This window comes from Bacillus sp. N447-1, from assembly GCF_022701035.1.
In the GTDB taxonomy this organism is placed as follows: Bacteria; Bacillota; Bacilli; order Bacillales; family Bacillaceae_G; genus Bacillus_A; species Bacillus_A cereus.
This window is the reverse complement of the sequence record NZ_CP065509.1, coordinates 1,165,120-1,183,410: the sequence shown is the minus strand read 5'-3', so window position 1 is coordinate 1,183,410 and position 18,291 is coordinate 1,165,120. Positions and strand designations below refer to the sequence as shown.

Here is an 18,291-nt window from a genome sequence, read left to right as displayed (position 1 = left end):
TGGTGAAGGCTAATAATCAGTGGGGATAAACAAAATCCCCACTGATTAAAGTTTCACTTTATATATGAACCGTTGATTTATAAACTGGAGAAATGACAAAATAGGTAAATTGAGTGACAGTTGCATAATGCTATTGTGAAATATAATAAAAAATTATTTTGAAAATAGTTAGTAAAAATAGGCTTGCTTTTTAAAAAGTTGATAACTATAATAAGTTAACAAATAGACATGAACGAAAAAGTAATGATAAGGACACGAAATCATTTTTACGGTTTACAGAGAGGGAAGTCAAGGGTGTGAGCTTCCTAACACGAGAAATGGTTTTACCACCTTTGAACTTCAATAGTGAACGAGTAATCTAGTAATTATTGACGGTATCAGCCGTTATCTGAACTTGAGCAATCTAGGGAGAAATACGTCTAGATTGGAACAAGGGTGGAACCACGAAAACACATTCGTCCCTTTCCTAGGGATGAGTGTGTTTTTTTACGGATTTAGAGATTGAAAATTTAAAATAATTAAAAAATAGTATTGATTTTGTTTTTTATGCGAGTATAATGAGTTAACAAATAAACATGAACGAAAAAGTAACGATAAGGACAAGAAATCATTTTTACGGTTTACAGAGAGGGAAGCCAAGGGTGTGAGCTTCCTAACACGAGAAATGATTTTACCACCTTTGAACTTCAATAGTGAACGAGTAATCTAGTAATTATTGACGGTATCAGCCGTTATCTGAACTTGAGCAATCTAGGGAGAAATACGTCTAGATTGGAACAAGGGTGGAACCACGAAAACACATTCGTCCCTTTCCTAGGGATGGGTGTGTTTTTTTTATTACTTGGAAGGGAGGTGCGGTAACATGAAACGATTTATAAGTACGGAAATAACCACCACCTGCATGACAAAAAAGCAGAATAAGGTGATTTATAGGTGTAACAATTAAACTTTTAGGAGGAGATTAGAAGATGAATAACGTTATAAATGTTGGAGTATTAGGTTTAGGTACGGTCGGAAGTGGTGTTGTTCATATTTTGAAAGAACATTATAAAAAAATCGCTCTTGATACAGGATACGAAGTGAAAGTGAAAACAGTCGTTGTACGTGATTTGGAAAAAGAACGCGATGTTTGTATTGACGGGATTGCAGTAACAAGTCATGCAGATGAAGTTCTAAATGATTCGAATATTGATATTGTAGTAGAGGTAATGGGCGGAATTGAAGAAGCGAAGCAGCATATTGTTAAGGCTTTACGAAATAAGAAACATGTCGTGACAGCAAATAAAGATTTAATGGCTGTATACGGTGCAGAGCTTCTTCAACTGGCGAACGATAATGATTGTGATTTATGTTATGAAGCGAGCGTAGCAGGCGGTATTCCAGTGTTAAGAGGACTAACTGACGGGCTAGCATCAGATCAAATTGAAAAAATAATGGGAATTGTAAATGGTACAACAAATTATATGTTAACAAAAATGAGTCAAAATGGATGGTCTTATGAAGAGGCTTTACAGGAAGCGCAAAAATTAGGTTTTGCAGAATCGGATCCGACAGCAGATGTAGATGGACTAGATGCGGCGAGAAAGGTAGCAATTCTTGCAAACTTAGGTTTTTCGATGAATGTTTCATTAGATGATGTGCAAGTAAGAGGGATTCGAAAGGTCGAAAAAGAAGATTTACAAATGGCTGAAAAGTTAGGATTTACTATGAAGTTAATTGGGAAAGCAGAAAAACAAGGATCAGCCATTCATTTAAGTGTAGAACCGACGCTTTTACCGAGCCAGCATCCATTATCAAATGTGAATAATGAATTTAATGCAGTATATGTTCACGGTCAAGCAGTAGGAGAAGTAATGTTTTACGGACCTGGAGCTGGAAAGTTGCCAACTGGTTCTGCTGTAGTAAGTGATATTATTTCCATCGTTAAAAATATGAATCAAGTGCCGAAAAATAAAAGTGCGTTAAAAGAACCAGTTCCTTATGAATTACAAGGTGATGAAGAAGTAGTTTCGAAATATTTCTTGCGTATTTCATTACGAGATGAGCCTGGGATGTTACAAAAAATAACAGAATGTTTCGTTAATTACTCTGTAAGTTTAAAAGAAGTTATTCAATTACCTTTAAACCGTGAACTGGCAGAAGTTGTTGTTGTGACACATCGAACTTCCAAGTATCAATTCGAACGAGTTTTAGGAGCGATAGAAGCTGTCGCAAGTGAAATAAACAGTTACTACATTATTGAGGAGGAAAAACAATATGTATAAAGGACTATTGAAACAATATGCTTCTTATTTACCGGTGAATGAAAACACACCTGATGTCAGTTTAATGGAAGGAAATACACCTCTTATTCCGTTATTAAATATATCAAAGCAATTAGGGATTCAGCTATATGGTAAGTACGAAGGAGCGAATCCGACAGGTTCTTTTAAAGATCGTGGTATGGTGATGGCAGTTGCTAAGGCGAAAGAAGAAGGTTCAGAAGCAATCATTTGTGCATCAACAGGTAATACATCAGCATCAGCTGCAGCATATGCGGCACGTCTTGGGATGAAATGTATAATCGTAATCCCTGAAGGAAAGATTGCGCATGGAAAATTAGCGCAAGCGGTCGCTTATGGAGCTGAAATTATTTCAATAGAAGGGAATTTCGATGATGCACTTAAGGCTGTAAGAAATATTGCTGCAGAAGAGCCGATTACATTAGTAAATTCAGTGAATCCTTATCGAATTGAAGGACAAAAAACGGCAGCATTTGAAATTTGTGACCAATTGCAAAATGCACCAGATGTTCTAGCTATCCCTGTTGGGAACGCAGGGAATATTACAGCATATTGGAAAGGTTTCTGTGAATATGAGAAAGAAAAAGGTTATAAGAAGCCAAGAATTCATGGTTTTGAAGCAGAAGGAGCAGCTGCAATTGTAAAAGGGCATGTAATTGAAGAACCTGAAACAATTGCAACAGCGATTCGCATCGGTAACCCAGCAAGTTGGTCGTATGCAGTAGAGGCTGCCGAGCAGTCTTGTGGTGAAATAGATATGGTATCAGATGAAGAAATTTTACATGCGTATAGGTTATTAGCAAAAACTGAAGGAGTTTTCGCTGAACCAGGATCAAATGCTTCATTAGCTGGCGTAATTAAACATGTTAAATCTGGAAAAATCAAAAAGGGAGAAACAGTTGTTGCAGTATTAACTGGAAATGGTTTGAAGGATCCTGATATCGCTATTTCTTCAAATCAACTAGACATCGCAAGTTTGTCAAATGATATAGAACAGATTAAAGATCATATTAAAGGGGTGATTATGTCGTGATACCATTAAGTGTTCGTGTCCCTGCTAGTACGGCAAATGTTGGTCCTGGATTTGATTCAGTTGGAATAGCTTTGTCATTGTATTTAGATGTGGTGGTTAAAGAAAAAGCTGATAAATGGCAAGTAATCCATTCCTTTGAAGAATCAATTCCGACAGACGATAAAAATTTAATCGTTAGCACGGCATGTAAAGTCTGTCCTTCTATATCACCCCATATAATAGAAGTTACTAGTAATATCCCATTAACAAGAGGGCTAGGAAGTAGTGCATCAGCGATTGTAGCTGGGATAGAACTTGCGAATCAACTAGGCAATTTGAACTTAACTGCTGATCAAAAAGTTCAAATTGCTACAAATTTTGAAGGACATCCTGATAATGTTGCTGCTTCTATATTAGGTGGAACTGTAATCGGAGCACTTGATGGAAAGGATATTTCCGTCGTAAGAATTGAGAGCAAGGAGTTAGGGGTAATTTCTCTTATTCCGAATGAAGAATTAAATACAGATGAAAGTCGATCTGTATTACCAAAGATGTTTCCGTTTCATGAGGCAGTTAAAGCTAGTGCGATAAGTAACGTATTAGTAGCTGCATTATGTCAAAAGCGGTGGGAAGTTGTAGGTGAAATGATGGAGAGAGACCATTTTCACGAGCCATATCGTTTAGAACTCGTACCGTTATTACCATCTATTCGTAAATGCGCAAAAGAATTTGGTGCGTACGGTACAGCACTTAGCGGTGCGGGACCATCTATTTTTATATTAACGCCATATGAGAAACGTCAAGAAATCGCTGAGCAATTAGCGAGAGTATTTACAGATATGAAAGTATGTGAGCTTGAAATCGACCATAAAGGTATTATTGTAAATAAGGAAGAGCATATTGGATCGTAAAGAAAGCTGGCATGGCTAGCTTTCTTTACGTTGCAAACCTATTTTAAATTGGGTTTTTTCGGAAAAAAATATAAAACAAATGTTGATTTTGAATAATGTAAGTAAAGAGTGCATTCATTTTGGAGGTGATTAAATGAATAAAGAGTCACCAGAAGAAAAAAGAGAGCGTATGAGACAAAGTGAATTAAAAAGTAATCCTACGGGTTCTTTACATGACGGACTCAATAGAGCGGAAACAGGTAGTCCAGTTGATATAGCAGGCGGTATGAATTGGAAAGGCACAGGGATAATCATTTTAGTACTACTTTTAGGATACATTGTATACACTTATTTTTTCAGTTAAAGAATGCTTGTTAAAATTTTGATTTGTTTAGTTTCATAATTGTTGAGAAAAAATGCAGTTACTGTATTACATATCTTCTAAGCAAGTTATAGTTGTTCATATCAACTTTTAATAATCCAAATAGAGCTAGCAAAATGCTAGCTCTATTATTTTTTGCCACATTCCTGTAACAAACCACCTGTATATTCATTGGTGGAGGTGCAGAGGATGAAAAAAATGATAGCGATATGTCTTCTAACAACTATGCCATTTTCGACTTTAGTCGGTTGTGACGTAAAAGGTAGTAATGCTGTACAAGAGTCTAAAATAAAGAAATCGACGTATAAAGATTTTACTTATGATGTAAATCCAGAAACATTCACATTAACTGTAGAACATGAGGGGGTAAAGGAACAGGCATCACGACCCCTACCGAAAATGAAGGTATCGAATGTAAAAAAAGAAAAGGATCGTACATCGTGGGAATATCCAGATCAAAAAGTAAAAATAAAATTAGAAAAGAAAAAAGACCACTTAAACATTGAAGTGGAATCGACTGGTGCAGAAAGCTTTACATGGCCGAAAGTAGAAGCTGAAAATTATACACTTCCGTTATGGGAGGGTAAGCAAATTCCGAGCAATGATGAGAATTGGAAGAAGTTTTTAAAGGATGATGCATATTCATTTGCTGAATCATTTTCTATGAAGTTTTTCGCATTAAATGGTTCGAAATATTCAATTGTATATATTGCAAACAATATGTTTAATAATGAATTGAAGTTTCATTCGGATCCGAAAATAGGATTTGATTTTACACATGAATTTCCGAGCATAAATAAAAATAAAACATATGGATTTCAATTATATGTGACAAATAATGATGCGGTAAGCATTGCTAAACTGTATAAGGATGATATTGTTCGAAAAGGTGAATTTAAAACATTACAAGAAAAGGCTAGAAAAAATAAAGAAATCGAAAAGTTATATGGAGCGGCGCATTTTTATTTTTGGAATCAAAATGGTCTATCAGAAAATAATATAAATTGGCCAAAACTAAGGGAGCAAATAAATAGCCCGCTGTTTAGTCATATAAAAGAACTTATTCAAAAGAATAGTTCAGAGCCTGGGGAACTGAATGTATTAGATCAAGTAAGTAAACAAGATTTCATTGATAAGTATCAAAAAAATGTTATTTTACGTTATATAAACGAAGTATTATCCATGAAGGAATTTTATAAAGAGGATATTTTTCAAAACGTTGATCAGGAAGCTAGTGTGCTATTAAAGAAAGGTGTAGGTCACTTAACGAACACAGAATTGTATAGCTTAAATAAGCATTTATTAAAGTCGCTACTTGGTGATGCGGTTGAAGAGGTAAGTAAATGGGGTAATGCAGATGGAACGGACATACTAAAGGAAATGAAAGAGGTAGGAATAGAAAAAGCGTGGATTGGTCTGCCGAACTGGGAACAAGGATTTATGCAACCTAATTTCGTGACAAAAGCGAAGGAAATGGGGTATTTAGTTGGTCCGTATGATTCATATCATTCCATTCACGAAAAAAGTGATAAAAATTGGAACACAGCATCCTTTAATGACCCATCATTATATGAAGAGGCTACTGTAACGAAGAAAAACGGAGAAAAGGTGCAAGGCTTTTTAGGCAGAGGTCGCAAGTTAAACCCGACTTTATCGCTGCCTAGTGTAAAGGAACGCATGAATGATATATTACAAAATGGTCCTAAATATAATTCATGGTTTATTGATTGTGATGCGACAGGTGAAATTTACGATGACTATTCAGCGAAACATATAACGACACAAGAGCAAGATTTAAAAGCACGTTTAAAACGAATGGACTACATTGCGCAAGAAAAGGGTATGGTCGTTGGTTCTGAAGGTGGAAATGATTTTGCTAGTAGTACGATTGCATTTGCACACGGAATTGAAACACCTGTTATTAAATGGGACGATGAAGATATGCGGAAAAATAAAACAAGTCCGTATTATGTCGGTGGATATTGGTCACCAAATCAAAATGTTCCCGAAAAATATGCAAAACAAGTACCATTGAAAGAAGAATATAAACAAGTGTATTTAAACCCAGTATATTCGGTACCATTATATAAATTAGTATACAATGATTCCGTTATTACAACGCACCATTGGGAATGGGGAAGTTTAAAGGTAAAAGATGAAGTTGGAAATCGAATGCTGTCTGAATTATTGTATAATGTTCCTCCGTTGTACCATTTAGATGAAGTAGAGTGGAATAAACATAAAAAAGAAATTACAGAGCATCTAAAAGTTTGGAATGAAGTTCATGAAAAAGCAGTAAAAGAAGAGATGACGAATTTTGCGTATTTGTCAGAAGATAAGCTAGTACAATCTGTTTCTTATGGAAAAAATATTAAAATCATTGTGAACTTCTCAAATGAAGACATGGAAGTAGAAAAAACGAAAATAAAAGCAAAGTCGGCTTTTATTGATAATCAGGGGAAGAAAAGCATGTATACGCCGTTTGAGAAATAATAACGTGAAATATACTGTATTCATAGAGGTTTTATCATTAGCTGGACTCTTTATTCATATCGTTTATCTGGAAAAAGATATCCTAATTTAAAATGAAAGAGTTAATGAATTTATAAATTCGCATGTTGCGAAGTGCTAAATTTTTGAAATTGGTAAATAGTGACTTGCCAAAAATAAGTACGAGAGTATAATGTGAAATGGAATACATATTGGGTTTTAGTAGTAACCTTACAAAATTGTAAGGTTAATGAAAGGAAATTCAATATGAAGATAAATAGACTTACATTATACTTGGTAAAGAGAAAGAGAGGCGAATGGGTATGAGCTCTGAATTAGAACAAAATACGAGAAGTAATAAAAAGCGTTCTAAAAGAAAGTCAATAAAATGGTTCATATTAATTCCATTTTTCCTACTTATTTTTGGAGGAGTAGGATATGGTTCGTTTATATATAATAAAGCAAAAGCTGTTGTAAATGATGCGTATGCGAAAATTGAAAAGTCATCAAAGCGTGATAAAGAAGTTGAACCTTTAAAGGATAATATTTCAATATTAATCATGGGTGTAGATGGAAGTGAAATGAGAAAAAGCCAATATGGCGAAGCAGTTCGAACAGATGCACTTTTATTAGCAACAATTAATAAAGATGATAAGTCTGTTAAGCTAGTAAGTATTCCACGTGATTCACGTGTTTATATTCCAACTAGAAAAAAATTAGATAAAATTACTCATGCTCACGTATTTGGTGGCGTAGAAAGCACACGCGATACGGTGGAAAGATTCTTAAATGTCCCTGTTGATTATTATGTGAAGTTTAACTTTGAATCATTCGTACAAATTGTCGATTCAATTGGTGGTATTGATATTGATGTACCAGTTACTTTCACTGAACAAGATAGTAAAGACCAAGCTGGTATGATCCATTTAGAAAAAGGTTACCAACATTTAAATGGAGAACAAGCACTTGCACTTGCAAGAACGCGTAAAATTGATAGTGACGCAATGCGTGGACAGAGACAGCAACTTGTAATAGAAGCAATTGCTAAAAAAGCGATGTCTGTTCAATCAATTAGCAAGATGGGCTCTTTACTAGATGCGGTTGATAAAAATATGAAAACGAACTTAACATTTGACGATATGCTTGCCATTACAAAAAATATGGCAGGATCTAATTTGGAAATGGAAAAATTGCAAATAGAAGGCACAGATAAACGTATCGGTGGTATTTATTATTACATTCCAAATGAAAAAAATGTAAAAGATATTTCAAAAAAATTAAATGATCATTTAGGTGTAACGCCAAAATCAGTCCGAAATGAATAATAAAAAAAGATTGGCTTTTGCCAATCTTTTTTTTTTGGAATGTATTTGTAACTTTTCTGTAACGATTTTTAGTTTAGAAAAATTATACTCATATGTATGAGTATAATGGATAGGTAAAAAGTAAAAGGACATATTCAAAATTTGTGGTAAGGAAAGATATCATATGCAGAAATGGTTAAGTATGATGGGAATTATCTTTATATTGACTGGATGTAAAATGTCTGAAGCTCCAACAAGTCTAATGGAAGCTCCTACAAATGAAAAATGGATTAATGAATTAAAGGAACAAATTGATAAAGATTTACCTGTTAATTATCGCTTACTTACTCCAATGTCTAACAAAGATAAACAGATGATTTGGTCAATGAATTTTAAACAAGATAATAAGAAAGAAGCCATCTTATTTTATAAATTGCCGAATGAAGATCATAGCGTATATTTAGCCGTATATGAAGAAATCGGAAATGGCTGGAGAATAAAGTCCACACATAAATTTGATGGTGGAGATGTAGATATCGTTGAAGTCGGTGATTTTACAGGGAACGGGAAGAGAGAGTTGTTAATCGGAATCTCTGTAAATCGTGAATCGTTAGAACATGTTATGTATGTTTTTTCGGAAGAAAATGAAGAGATGAAGGAAATATATAATCGAAGTTATACGAAGTTATTCATAGAGGATCTAAATGAAAATGGACTGAAAGATATAAGCCTTGTTACATTTGAAAAAGATGAGAAGCTGACAGTTGAGTTCATGGAACAATTTAAGACTTTATCTGAAGTGTCATACGATCCATTTATAAATAGTATTCAAAGAATACAAATGGGTCGTATTTCTAAATCATTAAAGGCAGTTGTAATCGATGCGGGAACAGGGGCTCATTCAGGTATAACTTATGTAGCAAAATTTGATCAGGATCATTATGAAGTATTACCTATGGATGGGAAAGAAGATTTATTTAATGAATATGTTGTAGAAAGTAAAGATGTTAATGAAGACGGCATTATTGAATTTGTTCGTACTGTACGCCCAAAAGGTTGGGAAGATAAATCACATGGTGATAGTCCGCTTTTCGAACGTTACATACAGTGGAGTGAATCTGGAATTAAACCAATTGAAGAACGATATATAGATATAGAAAAAGGGTATTATGTGAAAATCCCTAAAGAGTTAATAGGGAAAATTACAATACCAGATCAGCAAAAAGAATCAAATTCTCAAAAGTTTTTGGATACAAGAACAAATAAAATATGGCTTGAAGTTCATATTTTTAAGCGGAAAGAATGGTTCAATATAAAAGGCTACAGCGCAGCAATTAAAACGGCTTCTCACGTATATGCAGTACCGAAGCAATCGGAATTTGAAAAAGTGAAAGCATATATAAAACCGCTAGCGGATTATCAACAAGAGTAGGGGGTGGGAATTATGTCAAAAATTTTAGTTTTAGAAGATGAATTAACGATCCGTAGCTTTATTGTTTTAAATTTAAAACGTGCTGGATTTTATGTAATAGAAGCTACTACTGGAGAAGAAGCGTTACAAATTTTGAGTGAACAAACTGTTGATATAGCACTGCTGGATGTAATGTTACCGGGGATTGATGGTTTAGAGGTTTGTAAGGCTATCAGGAAAGAAAATAAAAAAATGGGTATTATTATGTTAACCGCACGTGTACAAGATGAAGATAAGGTGCAAGGACTAGGAATGGGTGCAGATGATTATATTGCAAAACCGTTTAGTCCAGTAGTATTAACTGCACGTATACAGTCTTTATTAAGAAGAATAGAAGTACATGAAGAAAAAACGAATATTGTTACGTCAGGTCCATTTTCGTTAAATATTATAGAAGAAAGATTGTATAAAGATGGACAATTAGTCGATTTAACACCTACAGAGTATATGATATTACAGTATTTAATGAATCAGGCTTCAAAGCCAGTTTCGCGTGATGAAATTTTAAATATGATTTGGGGAACCAATTACGTAGGTGAGACGAAAGTAGTAGATGTAAATATGAGACGGTTACGTCAAAAGATAGAATGTAATCCATCAGAACCTGAATTTATTCTTACGGTGTGGGGAAAAGGATATGTGTGGAAGGAAAGTATGAGATGAAACGGAAAGTGACTTTATATTTTATGACGGTCATTACACTTATGCTTGTATTATTTGAAGTTGTATTTTCAGTCTCAATTTATCGATACTATTATAATGGTATTGTGCAATATATAGAGTCTCATGCGAAAACGAGTACACGTTTTTTTTCAGAATACAATTCACTATACTTTATTCGATTACAAGAATATAGTGGTGACATAATTAGTAGCTTTCAATTAGAAGGAACAGAATTACAGTTAATCGATCGTCACGGCTCGGTTATACAATCTTCAAGTGGTGAAAAGGTAGAAGGTAAAGTGAATATTCCACAATCATTATTAGAAGGTGAAATGTATAATCAAGTTACTACGAAAGGTAATAAAAAACAACTAGAGGTGCTAAGCCCACTTATACATCAAGGACAAACTATTGGTGTTTTAAAATATACGACTGTTTTAACAAATGTAAATAAAAAGATTATTGAAATTATTACGTTTACTATTTCTGTAGGTATTGTTATTTCGGGAGTCGTCTTCTTAATTAGTAGACGTTTGGCAAATTCATTTGTTGAGCCAATTGAATCCATTATTCAAGCCTCTTCACAAATTGCAGAAGGCACATTAAAGCAAAAAATTAAAGAAGATTATCCTGGAGAATTAGGTGACTTGGCACATAGTTTAAATTATATGGCCTATAAAATAGATAAGGCTGAGCAGATGAAAAATGAATTCATTGCTTCTATTTCGCACGAAATACGAACGCCTTTAACAGGAATTAAAGGTTGGAGTGAGACGTTAAAAACAGTAGATCATTTAACAGAAGAAGAAATAAAGCAAGGTATGGGCATTATTTCAGGTGAGACAGATAGATTGATTCATTTAGTAGAAGAATTGCTAGATTTTTCAAGATTACAATCAAATCATTTTAATTTATATAAACAAAAGGTTCAATTGTACGATATACTAGAGGAGACGATTTGGCAATTAACTCCTAAATCGGAAGAGAAGGAAATTCAATTTATTACTACTATAGACCGAATTGAATTGATGGGAGATCGAAATAGGCTAAAGCAAGTTTTCTTGAATATTGTTCAAAATGCAATTAAGTATTCACATAAAAAAAGCACAATACACATTGAAGCGACTAAAATAGAAGGACAAGCAGTGATTAAGGTAAGAGACGAAGGGATTGGAATTGCTAAAGAACATTTACCATATATTGAGCAATCATTTTACCAAATTAATAATCATGCTGCAGGTGCAGGTATTGGTTTAGCTATCGTTAAAAAAATGGTGGAGCTTCATGGCGGTGCGCTTAGTGTTACAAGTAAAGAAGGAATAGGAACAACAATTTTGATAAAACTCCCATTATAATACAAATAAAATCTATTTATATGGTGAAATAAAAATAAATAGATGTATAATTATATTGGGCGATTTATATATAAGATTAATAGGGAGAGGAATTCGATAGAATGGAAAAAGCTTTAAAAATTAAACAAATAGTAGTCGTTTTAATAGCGATTGCCGCAGTAGCTATTGGGTATTACATGTTTCAATCAATTACTTCACCAGCAAAAGCTGTTGCGAAACAAGAAAATGTAGTGCAGCTTGCAAGTGAACAGCCGAAAGTTGAAATGAATAAAACGGCACCAAGTCGTTTTAATGGAAAAGAAAGAAAAGTTGCTTATCTTACATTTGACGATGGGCCAGGGAAATATACGGCTGAATTATTAAATACGCTAAAACAACATGATGCGAAGGCGACGTTCTTTTTAATTGGAGCGAATGTAAAAGAATTTCCTGATTTAGTGAAACGTGAAAATGCTGAGGGTCATTATGTAGGCATGCATAGTATGACACATAATTTCGCAAAGTTATATAAAAATGGCGAGTATGTAAATGAGATGAAAGAAGATCAAGGTTTAATCGCTAATATTATTGGGAAATCACCTAAATTAACACGTCCTCCATATGGTTCGATGCCTGGATTGAATGAAGGTCTTCGAAATAAAGTGGTAGAAGGCGGATTTAAAGTATGGGATTGGACAATTGATTCATTAGATTGGAGATACAATAAAATGCCAGTTGATGCAGCTGCAGCACAAATTGCTCAAAACGTATTAACAAACGCAACAAAACCACAAGAAGTAATTTTAATGCATGATATTCACCCGCAATCAGTTGCTGCTGTGCCAGCAATTTTAAAGGGACTAAAAGAAAAAGGTTATGAGTTTGAAGCTTATCATGAAGAGAGTCACTTCCCAGTGAACTTCTGGCATGATAACCGTATGTAATGGAGGAATGAACGTTGAAGTATGGAAAAGTAGCAGTAGTTGGAGCATTATCAGTAGGACTTTTAACAGGTTGTTTCGGTGAAAAGCCAGAAGAAAATCTATATACAGCTTTTGAAACAGCAGCAACACAAGAAAAATCTTTAGTGGATGAAGCAAAAAAATTAGAGCAATTAGAGAAACAAGGGCAAGAATTATATGCTCAAATTTTGCAAGAAGGTAAAGAACATAATGAAGCAGTTGTGAAGAAAATTGAGCAAGCTACTGCAAATGTAGAAGATCGTGAAAAAGTATTGAAAAGTGAGAAAGAAATGCTAGAAAAAGCACAGAAGGAAACGAAGTCTGTTCAAAGTAATATAGAGAAGATTGAAGATAAGAAGTTACAAAAACAAGCAAAAGCAGTAGAAGAGTCGTATAAGAATCGTTATGATGCATTCCAAAAGATGAATGAAAATTACACGAAAGTGTTAGCGACTGAAAAAGAACTGTATGAAAAATTAAAAGTAAAAGAAACGAAATTAAAAGAAATCGGTGAAAAAGTTAAAACTGTTAATGAATTAAATGTGGAAGCACAAAAGTCGAAAGAGCAGTTTAACAAATTTACAAAAGAGTATAATGACAGTAAATTAGCATTCTACAAAGGTGCAGAAATTAAGATTAAAGATCAGAAATAAAGAAGAATCTAAAGTGTAATAAAAAGCCGGAGAAACATCGTTATAAATGTTTTTTCGGTTTTTACGTTAAATGAATAGAAAAGACTGGAATTGATATCATAAAAGAGTTATAGTGAGTTATTCTAAGGGAAACATTGTAAAGTAAGGAGAATAGGAATATGTCATATGAATTTTTACTCAAATTAGGTTTAGCACTCTTTTTAGGATTATTCATCGGGATAGATAGGCAGCTAAAGAATAAACCACTTGGTGTGAAAACAAGTATGGTTATTTCTGTAGCAAGTTGTTTAATTACGATGGTTTCAATTGAATCTGTACATGTATATTCTGTTCCAGGACATACAAATATGGATCCGATGCGACTGGCCGCTCAAATTGTTAGTGGAATTGGTTTTCTTGGCGCGGGTGTCATTTTACGAAGAAGTAATGACGTTATTTCTGGATTAACAACAGCTTCTATGGTGTGGGCTGCTTCAGCTTTAGGGATCGCAATTGGTGCGGGATTTTATTTACAAGCGACAGTTGCGATGGTTTTAATTATTTTAGCGATTAATGTACTTCCGCAACTTGTGAAAATTGCAGGACCGTATTCATTAAGACAAAAGGATTTATCTATAAAAATTACTGTTAAAGAGCATCATGAGTTAGATGGTATATTTAAGCAAATTAAAAATTTAGGCATGCATGTGAAACGCGTGAAAATTAAAGATATAGATAGTGGAGCATTTCAGCAACTAGAGATGGTTATTTTAGCTCCAGAAGATTTATATACAACAGAGTTATATAGTTCCCTGAAAGAGATTGATCGAGTAGTTTCAGTTGAAGTGGAAAGTAGATAATTGTGATAAAAAAGAGTGAAGTGATGGTATTATCCCCTATAGGTAGACAGTAAAAAAAGAGTCCATCTGATATGATGGACTCAATACTGTTTTATCTGGAGGGGATTTTTTTATGGCAAGAAAAGGACAATCATTTCAAAAATATACAGAAGAACTAAAGCAAGAAGCAGTTCGTCTTCGATTAGAAGAGAGAAAATCATTGCGAGAAATTCGTGAACAACTCGGTGTGAAGAGTGATGCTCAGATTATTGAGTGGGTAAAACGTGCGCAACAGGGGGAGTCCTTTGAGGATCAACGTGGTGTCTGGAATCGAAAGAATTTTAATAGTCTAGAAGAAGAAAATGCTTATTTGAAGGCGCAGGTTGAGTATTTAAAAAAGCGCAATCCAAATCTACACGGGAAGGAATGGTCCTAAAGAAAGAACGATTTTCTCTTATCGATTCATTACGCCAAGCCTATCCACTTCGATGGCTGTTTCAATTCGCGGAAGTTTCTAAGGCTGGCTACTATAAATGGCGGAAATATCATAACGTAGAGCGTTTACGTCAAAAAGGGATATGTGGCATAAAGAACATATTTTATCTATTCATCGTCAGCACCCTTACTATGGGTATAAACGCATGACTCGTGCTTTAGCTCGAGAAGGAATGGTAATGAATCATAAACGTGTTCGCCGTCTCATGAGAGAATTAGGCATCCAATCTATCATCCGGAAAAACGTCCATTTTACGGAAGGAAAACATCGGTGATATTTAAAAATCATTTGAACCGAGAGTTTCAAGCGGACAAACAAAATCAAAAATATGTAACGGATATTACTTATGTACGAATTGGAGACCAGTTTGCTTATTTGTCAGCCATGTTAGACCTATATAACAATGAAATTGTCGCTTGGAAGCTATCTCGAAGAAATGATTTAGATTTGGTTTTAACTACATTACAACAATTAGGGAAATCCTTATCCATTAAGCCCCTTTACATTCAGATCAAGGGTTTCAATATACATCAAAATCTTACGCAAAGCAGTTAGAAAGATTAGGATTTGTCGGTAGTCATTCTAGACGTGGAAACTGTTTTGATAATGCGTGTATCGAATCATTCTTCTCACATTTAAAAACAGAGAAGTTGTATTTAGTGCGCCCAAAAACATATGAAATGGCTTATCAAGCAATTCAAGAATATATTCAATTCTATAATACAGAAAGGTTCCAAGAAAAACTTCACGGCCTTTCCCCGATAGAATATCGGGAAAAGGCCGTGGCATAATACTCTTTTTATTACTGTCTACTTGACAGGGAGATGACCATGAATTCACTCTTTTTTATTTGGATTTTTAAGGAATGAAATTGATATAATGATGAGTAATAAAGGGGGAGAAATGATGGGAATACATATTAGAAGAGCAATAAAGGATGATATACAAGGTATAGCAAAGGTGCATGTCGATAGTTGGAAAGCAACGTATAAAGGGATATTTGCTGACGAAATTCTAGATAATATAGCATATGAGAAACGAGAAAAACAATGGGAAGATATTTTTCAAAAAGAGGGTAATCATCAATTTAGATTTGTAGCAGAGAATTTAAATGGAGAAATAGTTGGATTCATCGATGGGGGAGTAGAAAGAACTGGTACTTATAATTGTGATGGAGAATTATATGCAATCTACCTTTTACAAGAGTATCAAGGAATGAAAATAGGACAAAAGTTATTTCAAGCTTTATTATCGGATTGTATAAATAATGATATGCAATCACTTTTAGTTTGGGTTGTTACGAATAATCCTTCTAAAAAGTTTTATGAAAAATTTAACCCGGAAAAAATTGATACAAAATTTTTAGAGCGATTACAGGTAGAAGAGACAGCATATTGCTGGAGAGATATAAATAATATTATTATGTAAATTTTATGTTTGAAAGAGGTATACCAATTAAGGTATACCTCTTTTGTTTAAACATTTTGGATAGATTACTAATGAAAAATAGTAAGTATGTAGTTTGAAACTGAGTATTTTTTGTGTATTTTTAACTAGATTAAAGAAAAGAGGGAAAACAATAAAAATTAAAGCAGATAAAAAAATTCTGAAATATACTCTTGAATTGAATATCATTATCAATTAGAATCAGAATTGATAACGATATTCAATTATCGTTTATTATATAAAATTTCGATAGCTTTAATATAAAGAGGAGGACCAACATGCAGCATGCGAAACAAATCGCAGAACATGCAACATTACAAAGCTTTTTAAACTGTTATTTAAGAGAAGCAGGGAGTGGAGAATGGATTACAGAGGATGAAAGAATGAAGAGTATCTTCAGTAATACGTTGAATAGAGATACAGTCCCCACATATTTATGTTGTCGGCTATCGGCACAGAACGTTACTTTGTATGGAGAAGTTATATATAAATCATCAACAGATCGCCATTTGTTTGGAGAACAATTTTATTATCAAATTGGAGATAGTAATTCTGTTATTACAGCAGATTACGTTACAGTTATTACATTTTTAATAAAAGAGATGTCTATTAACTACGGAGAAGGAACGAATCCTGCGGAACTTATGCTTCGAGTCATTCGTAGTTGTCAAAATATTGAGGAATTTACAAAAGAGAGAATAGAAGATACATCCGCATTATACGGTTTCCATACAACTTTTATAGAAGCGGAGCAGTCTTTATTATTTGGGCATTTAACTCATCCTACACCAAAGAGTAGACAGGGGATATTGGATTGGAAAAGTGCAATGTATTCTCCAGAATTAAAAGGAGAATGTCAGCTTCATTATTTTCGGGCACATAAAAGTATAGTAAATGAAAAATCATTATTATCAGATTCTACAACAATGATTATAAAAGAAGAATTAAGCAATGATGAGACGGTTAGTAAGGAATTTATAGCGAAGTACTGTAAGGAAGATCAATATGCATTAATTCCAATTCATCCGCTTCAGGCAGAATGGCTCTTGCATCAAGCTTACGTACAAGATTGGATAGTTCAAGAATTGCTTGAGTATATTGGACCTGTAGGTAAGTATTATATGGCAACATCATCACTAAGGACACTGTATCATCCCGATTCGAAGTATATGCTTAAGTTTTCATTTCCGGTGAAAGTAACGAATTCAATGCGTATTAATAAACTGAAAGAACTTGAGAGTGGTCTTGAAGGGAAGGAAATGTTAAATACGGCTATTGGTGAAGTACGAGAAAGATTTCCAGGATTTGATTTTATTTGTGATCCAGCCTTTATTACATTAAATTATGGAACACAAGAATCTGGATTTGAAGTAATTATTCGTGAGAACCCTTTTTATAGTGAACATGCAAACGACGTAACATTAATTGCTGGGCTAGTTCAAGACGCTATACCTGGAGAGCGTACGCGGTTATCGAATATTATTCATCGCCTAGCAGATTTAGAAAGTAAAAGCTGTGAAGAAGTAAGCTTAGAGTGGTTTAGACGATATATGAATATTTCTTTAAAGCCAATGGTATGGATGTATTTACAGTATGGTGTTGCATTAGAAGCTCATCAGCAAAATAGCGTTGTTCAGCTAAAAGATGGTTATCCGGTCAAATATTATTTCCGTGATAATCAAGGATTTTATTTCTGTAATTCAATGAAAGAAAAGCTTAATAATGAATTAGCTGGTATTGGAGAACGTACTGGAAATTTATATGACGACTATATTGTGGATGAGAGATTTCGTTACTACTTAATTTTCAATCATATGTTTGGCCTCATTAATGGTTTTGGCACAGCAGGATTAATTAAGGAGGAAATTCTTCTCTCGGAATTAAGGTCTGTACTTGAATCATTCCTTCCGTATAACCGGGAACCTTCAACATTTTTAAGAGAATTATTGGACGAAGATAAGTTAGCGTGTAAAGCAAATTTACTAACGAGATTTTTCGATGTCGATGAGTTAAGTAATCCATTAGAGCAAGCAATTTATGTGCAAGTACATAATCCGCTCGTTAGAGAAGTGGCTGTTCGTTCATAAA

Annotated in this window: 14 protein-coding genes, 1 pseudogene and 2 other annotated features; all 15 genes and pseudogenes read left to right on the top strand. The window is 34.0% G+C overall.

All coding sequences use genetic code 11. The features are described 5' to 3' along the window. Nucleotides 1-234 precede the first annotated feature (234 nt). Nucleotides 235-466, top strand: a binding site (T-box leader). Nucleotides 467-581: 115 nt separating this feature from the next. After that, nucleotides 582-813, top strand: a binding site (T-box leader). Nucleotides 814-968: 155 nt separating this feature from the next. The 15 genes and pseudogenes from IQ781_RS05895 (at nucleotide 969) to IQ781_RS05825 (ending at nucleotide 18,290) form a co-directional block, all read left to right on the top strand. After that, nucleotides 969-2,264 carry a homoserine dehydrogenase gene (locus IQ781_RS05895; protein ID WP_016124457.1) on the top strand — a complete coding sequence of 432 codons (1,296 nt, stop codon included), beginning with the start codon at nucleotides 969-971 and terminating at the stop codon, nucleotides 2,262-2,264. Further along, nucleotides 2,257-3,315: a threonine synthase gene (thrC, locus tag IQ781_RS05890; protein ID WP_000276434.1), complete on the top strand. Its 1,059-nt coding sequence runs from the start codon at nucleotides 2,257-2,259 to the stop codon at nucleotides 3,313-3,315. The genes IQ781_RS05895 and thrC overlap by 8 nt, the downstream gene beginning before the upstream one ends. Beyond that, nucleotides 3,312-4,205 (top strand): homoserine kinase, encoded by an 894-nt coding sequence (thrB, locus tag IQ781_RS05885; RefSeq protein WP_000612682.1) that lies wholly within the window; start codon nucleotides 3,312-3,314, stop codon nucleotides 4,203-4,205. The genes thrC and thrB overlap by 4 nt, the downstream gene beginning before the upstream one ends. A gap of 133 nt (nucleotides 4,206-4,338) precedes the next feature. After that, complete coding sequence (locus tag IQ781_RS05880; protein ID WP_001031479.1) at nucleotides 4,339-4,548, top strand: DUF6366 family protein; 210 nt, start codon at nucleotides 4,339-4,341, stop codon at nucleotides 4,546-4,548. Between the two features lie 207 nt (nucleotides 4,549-4,755). Then, nucleotides 4,756-7,059 carry a glycoside hydrolase gene (locus IQ781_RS05875; protein ID WP_000738105.1) on the top strand — a complete coding sequence of 768 codons (2,304 nt, stop codon included), beginning with the start codon at nucleotides 4,756-4,758 and terminating at the stop codon, nucleotides 7,057-7,059. Nucleotides 7,060-7,379: 320 nt separating this feature from the next. After that, nucleotides 7,380-8,381 carry an LCP family protein gene (locus IQ781_RS05870; RefSeq protein WP_002182662.1) on the top strand — a complete coding sequence of 334 codons (1,002 nt, stop codon included), beginning with the start codon at nucleotides 7,380-7,382 and terminating at the stop codon, nucleotides 8,379-8,381. A 163-nt stretch (nucleotides 8,382-8,544) separates the two neighbouring features. Beyond that, nucleotides 8,545-9,792: a hypothetical protein gene (locus IQ781_RS05865; protein ID WP_001174862.1), complete on the top strand. Its 1,248-nt coding sequence runs from the start codon at nucleotides 8,545-8,547 to the stop codon at nucleotides 9,790-9,792. A gap of 12 nt (nucleotides 9,793-9,804) precedes the next feature. Further along, nucleotides 9,805-10,494 carry a response regulator transcription factor gene (locus IQ781_RS05860; RefSeq protein ID WP_000036073.1) on the top strand — a complete coding sequence of 230 codons (690 nt, stop codon included), beginning with the start codon at nucleotides 9,805-9,807 and terminating at the stop codon, nucleotides 10,492-10,494. Continuing rightward, a complete protein-coding gene (locus tag IQ781_RS05855) occupies nucleotides 10,491-11,849 on the top strand; it encodes a sensor histidine kinase (protein WP_000824534.1) in 1,359 nt (452 codons plus the stop codon). The genes IQ781_RS05860 and IQ781_RS05855 overlap by 4 nt, the downstream gene beginning before the upstream one ends. Before the next feature lie 101 nt (nucleotides 11,850-11,950). Beyond that, nucleotides 11,951-12,772, top strand: coding sequence for a peptidoglycan-N-acetylglucosamine deacetylase (locus IQ781_RS05850; RefSeq protein WP_000409484.1), 822 nt, complete (start codon nucleotides 11,951-11,953; stop codon nucleotides 12,770-12,772). A gap of 14 nt (nucleotides 12,773-12,786) precedes the next feature. Next, nucleotides 12,787-13,443: a YkyA family protein gene (locus IQ781_RS05845; protein WP_000873573.1), complete on the top strand. Its 657-nt coding sequence runs from the start codon at nucleotides 12,787-12,789 to the stop codon at nucleotides 13,441-13,443. Between the two features lie 158 nt (nucleotides 13,444-13,601). Then, nucleotides 13,602-14,282 carry an MgtC/SapB family protein gene (locus tag IQ781_RS05840; RefSeq protein WP_000119510.1) on the top strand — a complete coding sequence of 227 codons (681 nt, stop codon included), beginning with the start codon at nucleotides 13,602-13,604 and terminating at the stop codon, nucleotides 14,280-14,282. Between the two features lie 112 nt (nucleotides 14,283-14,394). Next, nucleotides 14,395-15,548 (top strand): annotated as a pseudogene (locus IQ781_RS05835) (IS3 family transposase). Nucleotides 15,549-15,663: 115 nt separating this feature from the next. Beyond that, entirely contained in the window at nucleotides 15,664-16,185 is a 522-nt protein-coding gene (locus IQ781_RS05830) for a GNAT family N-acetyltransferase (RefSeq protein WP_000511208.1), read from the top strand. Between the two features lie 296 nt (nucleotides 16,186-16,481). Beyond that, a complete protein-coding gene (locus IQ781_RS05825) occupies nucleotides 16,482-18,290 on the top strand; it encodes an IucA/IucC family protein (RefSeq protein ID WP_139847200.1) in 1,809 nt (602 codons plus the stop codon). Nucleotide 18,291: the final 1 nt, after the last annotated feature.